Annotated in this window: 10 protein-coding genes; 7 read left to right on the top strand and 3 right to left on the bottom strand. The window is 63.6% G+C overall.

Annotated elements, in window-relative coordinates; all coding sequences use genetic code 11:
- Window positions 1–8: 8 nt before the first annotated feature.
- From atpG to OQE62_RS02310, 3 genes are all read left to right on the top strand, one after another.
- Window positions 9–869: a F0F1 ATP synthase subunit gamma gene (atpG, locus tag OQE62_RS02300; RefSeq protein ID WP_265720374.1), complete on the top strand. Its 861-nt coding sequence runs from the start codon at window positions 9–11 to the stop codon at window positions 867–869.
- 60 nt (window positions 870–929) lie between these two features.
- Window positions 930–2,342, top strand: a complete 1,413-nt coding sequence (gene atpD, locus OQE62_RS02305; protein WP_265720375.1) for a F0F1 ATP synthase subunit beta — start codon at window positions 930–932, stop codon at window positions 2,340–2,342.
- Between the two features lie 94 nt (window positions 2,343–2,436).
- Window positions 2,437–2,856, top strand: a complete 420-nt coding sequence (locus OQE62_RS02310) for a F0F1 ATP synthase subunit epsilon (protein WP_265720376.1) — start codon at window positions 2,437–2,439, stop codon at window positions 2,854–2,856.
- A gap of 89 nt (window positions 2,857–2,945) precedes the next feature.
- Here the strand turns inward: OQE62_RS02310 and OQE62_RS02315 are convergent, their stop codons facing one another.
- Window positions 2,946–4,583, bottom strand: a complete 1,638-nt coding sequence (locus tag OQE62_RS02315) for a tetratricopeptide repeat protein (RefSeq protein ID WP_265720377.1) — start codon at window positions 4,581–4,583, stop codon at window positions 2,946–2,948.
- 140 nt (window positions 4,584–4,723) lie between these two features.
- Between OQE62_RS02315 and OQE62_RS02320 the strand changes: the two genes are divergently transcribed.
- From OQE62_RS02320 to OQE62_RS02330, 3 genes are all read left to right on the top strand, one after another.
- Window positions 4,724–6,214 (top strand): tetratricopeptide repeat protein, encoded by a 1,491-nt coding sequence (locus OQE62_RS02320; RefSeq protein ID WP_265720378.1) that lies wholly within the window; start codon window positions 4,724–4,726, stop codon window positions 6,212–6,214.
- Window positions 6,215–6,260: 46 nt separating this feature from the next.
- Complete coding sequence (locus OQE62_RS02325) at window positions 6,261–7,277, top strand: patatin-like phospholipase family protein (RefSeq protein ID WP_265720379.1); 1,017 nt, start codon at window positions 6,261–6,263, stop codon at window positions 7,275–7,277.
- A gap of 414 nt (window positions 7,278–7,691) precedes the next feature.
- Window positions 7,692–8,483, top strand: a complete 792-nt coding sequence (locus OQE62_RS02330) for a formate/nitrite transporter family protein (protein ID WP_265720380.1) — start codon at window positions 7,692–7,694, stop codon at window positions 8,481–8,483.
- Window positions 8,484–8,540: 57 nt separating this feature from the next.
- On the opposite strand, the gene OQE62_RS02335 is transcribed toward OQE62_RS02330, so the two are convergent.
- Both OQE62_RS02335 and OQE62_RS02340 read right to left on the bottom strand, forming a co-directional pair.
- Window positions 8,541–11,876, bottom strand: coding sequence for an amidohydrolase family protein (locus OQE62_RS02335; RefSeq protein WP_265720381.1), 3,336 nt, complete (start codon window positions 11,874–11,876; stop codon window positions 8,541–8,543).
- A 180-nt stretch (window positions 11,877–12,056) separates the two neighbouring features.
- Window positions 12,057–12,947, bottom strand: coding sequence for a cation diffusion facilitator family transporter (locus tag OQE62_RS02340; RefSeq protein ID WP_265720382.1), 891 nt, complete (start codon window positions 12,945–12,947; stop codon window positions 12,057–12,059).
- A 136-nt stretch (window positions 12,948–13,083) separates the two neighbouring features.
- On the opposite strand from OQE62_RS02340, the gene glmU reads away from it, so the two are divergent.
- A complete protein-coding gene (gene glmU, locus OQE62_RS02345) occupies window positions 13,084–14,445 on the top strand; it encodes a bifunctional UDP-N-acetylglucosamine diphosphorylase/glucosamine-1-phosphate N-acetyltransferase GlmU (protein WP_265720383.1) in 1,362 nt (453 codons plus the stop codon).
- The last annotated feature ends 115 nt before the right edge of the window (window positions 14,446–14,560 follow it).

Below are 14,560 nucleotides of genomic sequence, written 5' to 3' on the forward strand. Positions count from 1 at the left end.
AAATCACTATGGCAGGCGGAAAAGAAGTACGCACAAAAATTGCCAGCATCAAGAGCACGCAGAAAATCACCTCGGCCATGGAAATGGTCGCGGCGAGCAAGATGCGCAAGGCTCAGGATCGCATGGCACTGGGGCGTCCCTACGCCCAGCGCATACGCGCGGTGATCGGCCATGTCGCCAACGCCTCGGCCGAGTACCAGCATGTCTACCTGCAGGAGCGCGAAGCCAAGCGGGTCGGCTTTATTGTGGTATCCACCGACCGGGGGCTCTGCGGCGGCCTGAACGTGAATATGTTCAAGTCGGCCATCCGCGATATGCAGGCCTGGTCGGAGAAGGGTGCCGACGTCGAAATCTGTACCGTCGGCAACAAGGCGGCCAGCTTCTTCAAAACCATCGGTGGCAAGGTCGTGGCAGCTCTGCGCGACGTCGGTGACCAGCCCGAGGCCAACAAGCTGGTCGGCTCGGTCAAGGTCATGATGGATCGCTACGCCGAAGGCGATATAGACCGTCTCTTTCTGGTCTCCAATGAATTCATCAATACCATGTCGCAGAAGCCCCGCGTGGACCAGCTGCTGCCGCTGCCGAGAGCCGAGCAGGAAGAGGGACAGCACAGCTGGGACTACCTCTACGAGCCCGAGCCGGTAGAGTTGCTGAACGGGCTCCTGGCCCGCTACATCGAATCCCAGGTGTACCAGGCGGTGGTCGAGAACAAGGCCTGCGAACAGGCCGCGCGCATGATCGCGATGAAGAGCGCCACCGACAACGCCGGTGAAATGATCGACGACCTGCAGCTCCTCTACAACAAGGCGCGCCAGGCAGCCATTACCCAGGAGCTGTCTGAGATTGTGGGCGGCGCCGCCGCGGTGTAGTTCCCTTTTTAAGGGCAAATACGCGGCCGAAGAAAGATTTTTAAAATCGAGGATCCGGAAATGAGTAACGGACAAATTGTGCAAGTGATCGGGGCGGTCATCGACGTGGAATTTCCGCGCGATTCCGTACCGAATGTATACGACGCACTCGTGGTCGAGGAAAAGAACCTCACCCTGGAAGTGCAGCAGCAACTGGGTGACGGCGTGGTGCGCGCCATCGCCATGGGCTCCTCCGAGGGGATCTCCCGCGGCCTGGCGGTGAGCAACACCGGCGCGCGGATTTCCGTACCTGTGGGTACCGAAACCCTGGGCCGCATCATGAATGTGTTGGGCGACCCCATCGACGAGCTCGGCCCCATCGGGGGCGAGGGCGCCGACGTGGAGCGCGCCTCCATCCACCGCGCGCCGCCCAGCTACGAAGAGCAGTCCAGCTCCGCCGAACTGCTGGAGACCGGTATCAAGGTGATCGATCTGGTCTGCCCGTTTGCCAAGGGCGGCAAGGTCGGCCTGTTCGGCGGCGCCGGCGTAGGCAAGACCGTCAACATGATGGAGCTGATCAACAACATCGCCACTGAGCACAGCGGCCTGTCCGTATTCGCCGGTGTGGGCGAGCGCACCCGGGAAGGGAACGACTTCTACTACGAGATGCAGGAAGCCGACGTTGTCAACGTCGAGGACTTCAGCAAATCCAAGGTGGCGATGGTCTACGGCCAGATGAACGAGCCGCCCGGCAACCGCTTGCGCGTGGCCCTGACCGGCCTCACCATGGCGGAGAAATTCCGCGACGAAGGCCGCGACGTACTGCTGTTCATCGACAACATCTACCGCTACACCCTGGCCGGTACCGAAGTATCCGCCCTGCTCGGCCGCATGCCGTCTGCGGTGGGCTACCAGCCCACCCTGGCGGAAGAAATGGGCGTTCTGCAGGAGCGTATTACCTCCACCAAGACCGGCTCCATTACCTCCATCCAGGCGGTCTACGTACCGGCGGACGACCTCACCGACCCGTCCCCGGCCACCACCTTCGCCCACCTGGACTCCACCGTGACCCTGAGCCGCGATATCGCCTCCAAGGGCATCTACCCGGCCGTGGATCCGCTGGATTCCACCTCGCGCCAGCTGGACCCGCTGGTAATCGGCCAGGAGCACTACGAAGTGGCCCGTGGCGTACAGTCGGTACTGCAGCGCTACAAGGAGCTGAAGGACATCATCGCCATCCTGGGTATGGACGAACTGTCCGAGGAAGACAAACTGACCGTGGCCCGTGCCCGGAAGATCGAGCGCTTCCTGTCCCAACCCTTCCACGTGGCGGAAGTCTTTACCGGCGCGCCGGGCAAATACGTGTCCCTGAAGGAAACCATCCGCGGCTTCCAGGGTATCCTCAACGGCGACTACGACGACCTGCCGGAACAGGCGTTCTACATGGTCGGCACCATCGACGGCGCGGTCGAGAAAGCCAACAAGGCCAAGTAAAACCGGAAAAGAGAAGCGCTGAATTCCCCGCCGCGCCCCGAAAGGCACCGCGGCGGGAATTCTTCCGGCAAACTGTAGAGAATGAGGTAGCCTTATGGCTATGACTGTACATTGCGACATCGTAAGCGCCGAGGAATCCCTCTTCTCCGGACTGGTGGAGATGGTGATTGTCACCGGTGTCGAGGGGGAGCTGGGTATCACCTATGGTCACGCGCAGCTGCTTACCGCACTGAGGCCGGGCCCGGCGCGCATCATCAAGCAGGGTGGTGAAGAGGAGGTGTTGTTCCTGAGCGGCGGCTACGTTGAAGTGCAGCCGAACGGCATCACCATCCTCGCCGACATCGCCGAGCGCGAGATCGACGAGGAGTCCGCGAAGAAGGCCCGCGAGGAAGCGACCCACGCGCTGCACAAGGCGCCGTCGGAAATCGACTACGCCCGCGTATCCGCGCAACTGGCCGAAGCCGAAGCGCGCCTGCGCACCCTGCAGGCCATCCGCAAGGCGGCCGGCAAGTAATCCCGGGAGCGCGGAGTTCCAGCTCCGCAAGCAGGGCACAAGAAAGCAGCTTCGGCTGCTTTTTTTGTGCCCCCCTGGCGCTGTCGGAGCTAATTCCCCTCCAAGTACTTCCGGGCCCGCTGTAACGCCTCTCTCTCTCCGCCTTTATCACCGCCCATCCGCACCAGTTCGCGATAGTACTCCCGCGCCTTGTCTCCCTGTCCGGCCTGCTCCGCGGCGCGGGCCGCGCCGTAGAGGCTGTTCAGGCGTTTAGGCGAGACCGCGAGGCTCTCCTCGTAGGCGTGCAGTGCCTGGGCCGGCTGATCGTTCGCAAGCAGCATATCGCCGAAAAGCTCGCGCGCCGGCAACGGCGCTCCCGGTGTCACCGGATGTTTGTCCACGGAATCCTCCACCTTGGCGGCCCTGCGCATCTGCTTCAGCGCAAGGCCTTTCTGTCCAGTCGCGTAGACACTCCAGGCGCGCACGGCCAGCCGTTGGGCGTCTACCCGAGTGGCCCAGTATTCCTCGCCCGCCTCCAGCGTACGCTGGTGTAGTTCGTCCATCTTCCTGGCCGCGGCTTCGGCGCCCTCGGGGTCGCCTGCGCGCGCGGCGCCGATACCGCGGGTGAACTGGATCAGCGATTCGACCCACGGGTACTTATGCCACGGAAATTCCGGGTGGCTGCGCTCCCGCAGGTCGGCCGCGCCCTGCCAGTCGCGCGTCTCCAGCGGGAAGCGCGCCCGCGACGCGGCGATGCCGTAGGCCGATGCGAATTTGTCCTGGGGATTTTCCGCCGCCGTGACTTTCTCCAGCACTTGCTGCGCCTTTTCATCCCTGCCCTGCTGCAGGTAGGCGTACATCAGGTAGTCGAGCGCGTGGTAGTAGTGCAGTGAGGTGGCATCCCCGGCCGGTTGGCGCTTTGCCGCCGCCGCCGAGCGGATATTCCAGTCGATGGTGTCCGGCCATATGCCCAGCCGCACGAAGATATGGCTGGGCATATGCAGCGCATGTGGCACCTCGGGAGCAATCTTGTCGTAGTCCCGCGCCACCTGCAGGGCGTCTTCTGCCAGCGCCGGGTTGTCGTAGCTGTGGATCAGGTAGTGGTACACGGCCGGGTGCTGCGGTGCGCGCTTGCGCAATTTCTGCAGTAGGCTGCCGGCCCGTCGCTGGTGGTGGTACTCTTTGTCATCCGCGGGGGCCGTGGCGACCAGCGACAGGGCGTAGAGCGCTCCGGCGTCGTTGTCTTGCGGGTTGTCGTCAAACACCCGCTTCTGGGCCTCGCTCCAGGCGCGCAGTTTTTCTCCATGTCTGTCCTGGCTCCAGTCGCGAAAAAATGCCGCCGCGGCATCTATATAGGCGCGTTCCCGTTCGGTCGGCGGATTCAGGGATTCCGCCTTTGCGATCGCCTCTGTTCCCGTTGCGACCGCCTCCGGAGGCGGCGGTGCCCACAGCGGGTGAAACGAGGCCATGGCCAGGCCCCAGTACGCCATGGCGCAGTCCGGGTCCTCGCGGGTGATTTCGGTAAAGGTGTCGGTGGCTTGCCCATACATCATATGGTGCAGCAGCGCGAGGGCATGGTTGAAATCTGCGCGGACATCGTCGGAACAGGATATGGGGAAATCGACCTCGCCGATGGCGCTATCCGCCGGATCCGGGTCTCCGGCCCCCGAAGTGGTTTCGGCACAGATACCGGGGACCGACAGCACCGCAGTGACCAGCAGCCCCCAGGTTTTCCGGTGAATCTTCATTTCCGCCCTCGTCTTCTGTCCTGTTGTGATTGAGTGTAGTTTCCACGACGGGCGATCGTGCTCGGAGCGGGGACAATCCTGTCCCGAAATCGCGCTCAACATTGTATCCTGAGCGGAGTTGGACAAAGTCGGGTCGCCGTATGCGCAACACTCTTTCCTTTCTCGCACTGCTGCTCGCTGCGGTCGCCGGCTCCCCGCAGGCCGCCGCCGGGGACTGGTACGAGTACAAATCCGACCACTTCACCGTCTATTCGGACGTTCCGGAAGAGCGGGTCGAGGCGATGATGCGGAACCTGGAGCGTTTCCGCCGGGCGGCACTGGCGTTCACGGGCCTGGAGGACCGGCCGGAAAATCGCAAGCTCCGGGTTTACCATTTCGACAGTGCGCGGGAATTCCGCCGCTTCGCCGACAGGGACAATATCGCCGGCTTCTACCGCGAGACCTGGGACGGCCCCATCATCTTCTCCCACCGGGGCACCGCCGGTATCTCCGATTCCGGGCTGATGTTTCACGAGTATGTGCACCACCTGATGCGCGAGCGCAGCGGCATCGCCTACCCCAAGTGGTACTCCGAGGGATTTGCCGAACTGCTGGCCAGCGCGGAACTGCGCGAGGACACGGTGGTGATCGGCGGTGTGCCCTCGTGGCGGCTGGGCGCCTGGGTGGGAGCGGAAAGCCGCCCGCTGGGCCTGCGCGAACTGCTGAAGCCGGATTACGGGCGCAACAGTAAGCGTTACTGGAACAACTACTACGCCACTGCCTGGCTGTTTACCCACTATGTGCAGTTGGGCATGCACGCCGGCAACCCCGACTACAAGGCCGCCAGCAACCGCTACCTGAATGCGGTTGCCGATGGTGCCGATCCGGAGGCGGTGTTCGAAGAGCACTTCGGCAGGTCCATGGCGGAAATGCGCCGGGAAATGCGGCGCTATATGCGCGATGACATTTACGGTTTCCATTTCGATGTGCCCCCCTACGAATACGCCCTATCGCGCCGACCGCTGGGCGACAACGAGCGCCTCTACCTGCTGGCGCAAAAGGCGCGGGATCTCGGCCGGGAGGGGCTGGCCCTGGAATACCTGCAGGAATCGGAGCGCCACGCGCCGGGCTGGCAGGAAAACCGCGCTGCCATCGCGGTATTGAAGAGCCAGCGGAAGGATTTCGAGTACGGCGACAAGCTGCTGGAGGATATCGAGGGCTGGGGCCGCATCAGCCATCTCACCGCGACCAAGCTGTCCCGCCTGTACCTGGATCGTCTGCGGGCGCAACTGGCGTCCGGCGAGTGGGATAAGCGGGCCTACCGGGGGGCGGTGAAATACGCAAAGCTGGCGGTGGAACAGGACCCGCACCACCTTCCCGGCTATCGCTACCTGTGGATGGCCTATCAACACCGGGGGAAGGAGCAGGAAGCGGTGCGGACCATGATGAGCGCCTATCGGGTGGAACCCAACCATGTTGCCCTGAACGGCGCCATCGGTTTCTACCTGGCGAAAATCGGCCGGCGGGAACGCGCCCGGGATTTCCTCCAGCGGCTGCTGGCCTGGTCCCACTCGGCCGAAGTGCGCGCGCGGGTGGAAGCGCTTCTTCAGCGAGGGAAGAATGGCCGCGCCGGGAAGCCCGATGCCGATTGAACAGCGCGGAATTCCCGCTCCTCTCCCCTAATCCCAGGTATTTGCCATGGTGTCACACAGAAACGCCAACACCGCGCCCGCCCGCTCCCCGTGTATCGGCCTCGCCCTGGGCAGTGGTGCCGCCAAGGGGTTTGCGCATATCGGTGTGCTGAGGGTCCTGGAGCAGATGGGAGTGCGCCCGCAGGTGATTGCGGGTACCTCCATGGGCGCTTTTGTGGGCGCCGCTTATTCCGCGGGCGACCTGGACCGGCTGGAGGACTGGGTGCGGCTGCTGGACAACTGGAAGGTGTTTTCCCTGCTGGATATCAACTGGACGCTGAGCGGCGGTGTACTGGGTGGCAAGAAACCCTTCCGCGCCTTCTTTGAAAGCTTCGAATACCGCAATATCGAGGACCTACCGCTGCCTCTGACCGCTGTGGCCACGGACCTGCATACCGGCCAGGAAATCTGGCTGCAGGAGGGCAACCTGCAGGACGCGGTCAGTGCCTCCTGTTCCATTCCCGGTCTGCTGTCTGCCAAATCCCTATCCGGGCGCTGGCTTGTGGACGGCGCCGTGGTCAATCCGGTGCCGGTGGATGTGTGCCGCGCCATGGGCGCCACCCGGGTCATCGCTGTGGATGTCACCGAGGACGGCGCACCCCTGTCCGACCAGCAGCAGGGCCAGGTCAAGACAGTCGTCAGTGAAAGTAGCGGTGAGAATGAGGAGTCGGCGGGCGATACCGACCCGGTGCCAGAGGCTGTGGGCGACGACGGCGCGGCGATCGGTTTCGGTCGCTGGCTGGAACAGGGAAAGGAGCAGTTGTCCCAGTTCCGCCATTTTCGCAATCGAAGCCGGCTCGCCGCCCCGGGCATGTTCGACACCATGTCGCAGGCGATGGATATTCTCGAGCGGCGCCACAAGCGCACACGCATGATGGGCTCGCCGCCCGATGTGCTGATCATGCCCAAGGTGGGCGACATCGGCGGGCTGGAGTTCTCCCGTGCGGCGGAGGCGGTCGACGCCGGTGAAGTGGAGGCCCGGCGGGTGCGGACCTGGATCGAGGATATGATCCGCGGCGGCTGATCCGGGAGGCGCCCGGCTATCCCTACCTCAAATTTCGGGGTTTAGTTTCGGCGGCCGGGGCGGGGAGCACCTTTCTGGGACACGCCGTGTATACGTCCCTGTAGGCTTGTCCGCGAGGTCCCTCTCGCAGACAGTCCCAGAAAGGCGCTCCCGCCCCGGCTTGTGGCATCGAAAAGCCTTCCTAACTCCGAAACTTGAGTTCCTACTAATCTTTCCCTAGTGGGCCGTGCGTAAAGTTGTGTGACAAAGGAGCCCAGCCAAAACGTTCAGATCAAGGCGAGAAAGCGCTGGAGGTTCTATTTCGAGCTTTCTCAACGCAGTGTTGGGCGTTTTGGCGCAGCGAACTGTTACAGAACTTTGCGCACGGCCTACTCGACCGGCGCCCATCCCGCCGCCGGCGGCACGGAGAGATCGATGTCCAGCGAGTCCGACCGACCCAAGCGCGACCGGGAAATCCTGCAGGAGCAGATGGATGCCAGCCTGCACGAGTACGAGCGCGACAACCGCTCGCTGCTGCTGTCGTCCATCGCCGCCGGGCTGGAGATCGGCTTCAGCTTTTTCCTGATGGCGTCGCTCTATACCCACTTCCACAATCTGGTGGGAGACGACCTGCTGCACTTCATCATCTCGCTCAGCTACCCGATCGGTTTCGTGATGGTGATTATCGGCCGCGCCGACCTGTTTACTGAGCACACCACCCTGGCGATTCTGCCGGTACTGGACCGGAAGCAGAGGTGGGGGGACCTGGGCCGTATCTGGTCGGTGATCTACTGCGGCAATATTCTGGGCGCGCTGGTGTTCAGCCTGATCTTCGTCCGTTTCGTCGCCCTGAGCCAACATATCGATGGGGCGGCCTTCGATTACTACAGCGACAAGATGACCGCCGACAGCAATGCGGGCCTGTTGCTTGGCGCAATTTTTGCCGGCTGGCTGATGGGACTGCTGGGCTGGGTGGTGACTTCTTCCACCGACACCATCGGCCGTATCGTTGTGATTACCGTGATCACCTTCGTCATCGGCCTCGGTGGCCTGGCGCACTGTATTGCCGGTGCGGTGGCGATTTTCAGTGCCTGGTTCGGCACTGACAACGGCGTCGGGCCGATGGATGTGCTGCGTTTTCTCTCTCTCGCCACGGTCGGGAATGCTGTCGGCGGCTCGGTGTTTGTGGGGCTGCTGAAATACGGCTATATCGCCAATCGCCGATAAAAAAGGCCAGCGGGCGGAGCCCGCTGGCCTTCTGTTTCGCCGTTTGCCAGTGCGGCGTCAGTGCACCCAGTGGTGGCGCTCCTGCTTCTCCTGGATGGCCTCGGCGGTCGGCGCCGGCATGGCGCTGATCGGCAGGCGCTCGTGGAAGAACGCCAGCCGCTCGTCGGCATCCAGCTCGTTCATGCTTTCCGCTTCGAAGACACGGCCGTTGATCACCGTATAGGTGATATTTTCCGACCGGCGCAGGTTTTCCAGCGGATTGCCGTCGACGACGATCAGGTCCGCCAGCTTGCCCGGCTCGATACTGCCGATATCCCCGTCCATGCCCAGGTAGCGGGCGCCGTCGATGGTGCCGGCGCGGAAGGCCTCCCAGGGGGTGAAACCGCCCTGCTCCATCATCCACAGTTCCCAGTGGGCGCCGAGTCCCTCGCGCTGGCCGTGGGCGCCGATGTGCACGGTCACGCCGCGCTCGCGCAGCTGTTTGGCGTGCTCGGCCACGTCGAAGTGGTTGTAGTGGGCGTCCGGCGCCGTCGGCCGTCGGATGGAGCGCGGTGCGACGATAAAGTCCGGCGTGAAGGTCGTCAGGCGCTCGTTTTTCCACACCTCGGTGCGGTCGTACCAGTACTCCTCACCCCAGAGACCGCCGTAGGCGACCACGAAGGTGGGCGTGTAGCCGACCTGCGTCTGGCCCCAGAGCTGCTTCACATCGGAATAGATATTGGCGATCGGCAGCGAGTGCTCCAGGCCGGTGTGGCCGTCGACGATCATGGTCATATTGTGCTGGTATTTGCCGCCGCCCTCGGGCACCACCATCATGCCCCGCTCGCGGGCCGCCTGCAGCACCTGTTGGCGCTGGTTGCGGCGCGGCTGGTTGTAGCTTTTCACCGAGATGGCGCCCATCTCCTGCAGTCGGCCGATGTGGAAGTCGGCGTCCTCCAGCGAGTTGATCTTGGCGCGATAGCCCGGCCCCTTGGCGCCGTAGAGGATGGTGCCGGTGGAGAAGATGCGCGGCCCGGTAATGATGCCGGCCTTCTGCATTTCCGCGGCGGAGAAGATCTCGCTGCTGTCGTTGGACGGGTCGTGAATGGTGGTGACGCCGAACGCCAGGCTGGAGAAGAGGTTCCAGTTCTGCTGCGGGACAATCTCCTCGCGGCCCTGGGCGCCGTGGGCGTGGGCATCGATCAGGCCCGGCAGCACCGTCTTGCCGCTGACGTCAATGCGTTTGGCGCCCATCGGGATTTCCACATCGCCGGCTGCGCCCACGGCGAGGATGCGGTTGCCGCGGAACAGCACGGTGCCGTTTTCGATCACTTCGCGGGTGTTTTCCGCGTCGCGCATGGTGACCACCCTGCCGCCGGTCAGCGCGATCAGTTTGTCGTGATTTGCGAACGGCTGGCTGAAGCTCAGGTCGCGGCCCTCGGCCACCGGCTGCGGCAGTTGCTCCGGCGCACCGGCGACAAAGTCGAAGGCTTCCGCCAGTTTGCGCTCGTAGAGTTTCGGCCCGTGGGCCCAGCCCAGGGTCTCGCTGTCGGCGGACCAGTGCAGGTTCTCGCCGGCGCGCGCCGATACCTGCGTCACCGCCACGGCCTTCGAGTCCGGGCCGATGGGCTCCGCCTTGCCGGTGTGCATGAACGGTGCCACATAGGCCTTGAAGTCCTGGGTGAAGGCGACCCAGTTGCCGTCCGGCGACAGGCGATAGGAGGTGATCTCCTCGCCGTGCAGGTGTTCGCGCTCGTCCTTGCCGTGCACATCCACGCTCTTCAGCAGTCGCTTGTTGTCGCCGTGATCGGAGAAATAGATGCGGTCGTCGGTGGCGCCGAAGTGCGGCTCGTAGCCGGATTTCACCAGCCGGCGCTGCCAGTCGCCGTCCGCATCCGCTAGGTAGATACCCGGTTCCAGCGAGTACTCCGGGCTCATCAGGTAGCCGCCGGTAAAGCGGCGGAAGGCCACGGTGTCGCCGCTGGGGGAGAAGGACGGCTCCACGTACAGGCCCGGCTCGCGGGTGATATTCTCGCCGCGGCCGCTGCGGGCGGAGACCGCGCGCACATGGCCCAGTTCCTCGTCGTCCCAGGTCACGTAGGTGATCTGGCGGCCGTCGCGGGACCAGCTGGGGTAGAACTCGAAGTGGTCGTCCTGGCGGGTCAGCCGGCGGCGCTCGCCGCTGTCCGCATCCTGGATGTAGATCTTGCCCAGGGCCTGGAAGGCGACCTGTTCGCCGTCCGGGGATTTCTGTGCCCAGCGGATCATCTTCACGTCGAAGGTTTCCGGGGCCACGTCCACCGGGAAGCGCACGGCGTCGGCGACCTTCTTGTCGACGCTGATGTGTGCGGTGATCTCCTCGATATCGCCGTCATCAGCGTCGATATGCTGGAATTTACCGTTTGACCAGACAATCAGCGATTCGCTGTCCGGCATCCAGTCGTACTGCACATAGTTGCCGTGGGAACCGAAGGTTTCCTGCAGGTCCCGCTCCAGTTCCGTGTAGATGGGCGTCTCCAGGCCGGTGTTCAGGTTCTTCAGGAACAGCACCGTCTTGTCGTCCTGGCGGCGCACGAACGCCAGTCGCTCGCCGTCCGGCGACGGTACCGGCGCGATGGCGCCGCCGGGGCCGGAGACAAAGGTCTCCTCTTTTCCGTCCCGCAAGTCGTAGCGGTTGATGGCAAAGATCTGTTGGGTGGAATTCTTGTTGTACTCCCACACGGTGCCCGGTGTGGTGTCGATGGAATAGTAGATATAGCGGCCGTCCGGGGAGAAGGTCGGGTCGGCGATATTCTTCTGCGCGATATCGCCCCCGAGGCGCTCTTTCAGCTGGCGCCCCGTGCCGCCGCCGAAGTGATACATCCAGATTTCGCCGGCGGGGATACTGCGGCCGGACATGAAGCCTTTGCGCGCCACCAGGGTGCGGCCGTCCGGGCTCCAGGCGGGCGAGTGCACCAGGTTTTCCTTCTCCTCGGTGAGTTGGCGCAGGTTTTCGCCATTGCGGTCCATGACCCAGATATTGTCGGCGCCGTCGCGGTCGCTGACGAAGACGATGGAGTCGCCGTCGGGACTGAAGCGCGGCTCCATGTTCCAGGCGATCTCGTTGGTCAGCGGTATCGCCTCGCCGCCGGAGACCGGCACCGTGTAGATATCGCCGAGCGTATCGAAGACGATTGTCTCGCCGTCGGGGCTGATATCCAGGTTGCTCCAGGTGGTCTCGTTGGTGTCGAGGCGGATGGGTTTGAATTCGTACGGCGGCTGGTTCACCTTCCAGGATTCCGCCTTTTGAGTGTCGCCGCTCTTCTGCCCCGTTTCCGCTGCGGGTGCCGCCAGCGCGCTCAGCGGCATGGCCAGAGCCAGCGCGGACAGCCCCAGCAGCCGGCGGCAGAGGCCGGTCTGTTTGTTGTCGATCATCGGAGATTTCCCCTGCGCCGCGCCTTGTGGGCCGGCGTTCGTGCGAGTTGTTATAAGTTGTGGATAAGTTGTGCAATTGATCGAATTGCGCGCCTCAAACTAACCGCTTTGGCGCGAGGCGGCAATCCGGTTGCGCCGATTGTCCGCTTGATGCGGTAAATGGAACTGAAATGCGGAAACTCACAAATAGTCCGGATCGGTGGTGAAGACCACGTCGAACTCCTGCTCGTGCACGAATTCGCCCATGCGATTGGTGAGGATTTCGCGCCATTCATCCGCCTGCTCCACCGGCGCCCCCCGGTAGGCGTCGTCCACCAGGATGCGCGCGTGCAGGTACAGGGAGCGGCCGGTCTTGGTCATGCTCAGGGACCAGCGGCGCCCGGGGATATTCTGCATGGCCCCGGCGAAGGCGCTGCGGATCTGCCGCTGTATCTTGGACGACGGTGACGCCAGCAGCACTTCCATCAGGTTGCGGTACAGGATCCGCACCGGCACGGGCAACATCACCGCCACCATGCCGATCACCATCCAGGCATCCACATAGGGCAGCTGGCCACCCAGCAGCTCGCCGAACTGCCACACGAAGGCAAAGGCGCACAGCACCACACCGCTCAGGATGGCGTCCATCAGCCAGGCGAAGGCGTCCACCTCTATCAGCGATGAACCGGTGGCCCGCGCGATGCGGCGCAACACCAGGTGCACCGCCAGGCAGCCGAGACTGGCAACGGCCGCGTAAACCGTGGCAATCCCCGCCTCCAGTGAGCGGCCGCCCTGGTAGAGCGCGGCGATGGCTGAGGACAGTGCCATCAGCATCACGCCCAGAATCACCATGCTCTGCAGCACATTGAAGGCCGGCTCGAAACTGGCGTAGCCGAACGGAAAGCGCCGGTCGGCGCCGCGGCGGATCAGGCGCGATACACTCAACATCACCAGCGACATGGCGAAGTTGACCAGGGAAAAGACGCCATCGAGAAAGATGGCGTCGGAGCCGGTCCAGTGGGCAAAGCCGAAACCCAATGCCGCCATTGCCAGGCAGCCGATAATCGATAGCCAGAGTCCCTTTGTTTCCACAGTGTCTTACTCCCGGTGAGGTTGGATGATTCTAACGTTTGGCAAGATGGTTTACCTGCCGCCAACTTGTGGTCCTGTCGCGAAGTCGCCACAATTCGCAGCCATTCCTGAATAAACACCGCGAAAAAGAGTTTCCATGAGTATCGATGTTGTCATTCTCGCCGCGGGCAAAGGCACCCGCATGCGCTCCGACCTGCCCAAGGTGCTGCACCCGATCGGGGGAGTGCCCATGCTGGGGCGGGTGATCGCGTCCGCCAAACAGCTGGGCGAGGTGGAGATCACCGTGGTGATCGGCCACGGCGCCGATCTGGTGCGCGAGCAGTTTGCCGACAGCGGCGTGAAATTTGTCGAGCAGGCGGAGCAGCTGGGCACCGGGCACGCGGTCGCCCAGGCGATCCCTAACTTCCGCCGCGGCTCCACGGTACTGGTGCTCTACGGCGATGTGCCGCTGGTGAAAACCGGCACGCTGCAGTCCTTGCTGTCCGCCTCCGACAAAGGCCCCGCCCTGCTGTCGGTGGAGATGGCCAACCCGGCCGGTTACGGCCGTATCGTGCGCGACGACGCCGGCCGAGTACAGGCGATCTGCGAGGAGAAGGACGCCGACGCGGACACCCTGGCAATCCGCGAAGTAAACACTGGCATACTCGCCGCGCCCGCCGATCTGCTGTCCCAGTGGCTGCCGGAGCTGTCCAACGACAACGCCCAGGGCGAGTACTACCTGACCGACGTGGTCGCGCGTTCGGTGAACGAAAATATCCCCGTCACCGGGGTGCGCGCCAGCGATCCGCTGGAGGTGGCCGGCGTCAACAGCCGCGCCCAGCAGGCCCAGCTGGAGCGGGCCCTGCAGCACGGCCGTGCGCTGGCGCTGATGAATGCGGGCGTGACCCTGCTGGATCCGGCGCGCCTCGATATTCGCGGCGGCCTCGAGTGCGGCACCGATGTCTCCATAGACATCAACTGCGTATTCGAGGGCGAGGTGGTATTGGGCAACGGCGTACAGGTCGGCCCCAATTGCCTGCTGAAAAACTGCCGCCTGGCGGATGGCACTACAGTGGAGGCCAACAGCATTATCGAGGATGCCGAGGTGGGCCAGGCCTGCACCGTGGGCCCCTTCGCGCGCCTGCGCCCGGGTACGCAACTGGCGGACGGCGCCAAGGTGGGCAACTTCGTCGAGACCAAGAAGGCGCAGATCGGCCGCGGCAGCAAGGTCAACCACCTGTCTTACGTCGGCGATGCCATCGTCGGCGAGGGCGTCAATATCGGCGCCGGCACCATCACCTGTAACTACGACGGCGTCAACAAGTTCACCACCGAGATCGGCGACGGCGCCTTTATCGGCTCCAATACCGCCCTCGTCGCCCCGGTGAAGGTCGGCCCCGGTGCAACTGTCGGCGCCGGTTCCACCATCACCCGCGAAGTGAGCACTGACGAACTGGCCGTGGCCCGCGGCAGGCAGCGCAATATCAGCGGCTGGCAGCGTCCGACGAAAAAATTCTGAGACCGTCGAGGAACCGCGGAGCTCAGTCCAACCTACATCGTTATCCGACTATGCGGATAGTTCGAAAAGAATACTAAAGCCGATGCAAAGGCCCTGATACCGGAAGCACCTTGTG

Source organism: Microbulbifer halophilus (assembly GCF_026183675.1).
Classification (GTDB): Bacteria; Pseudomonadota; Gammaproteobacteria; order Pseudomonadales; family Cellvibrionaceae; genus Microbulbifer; species Microbulbifer halophilus.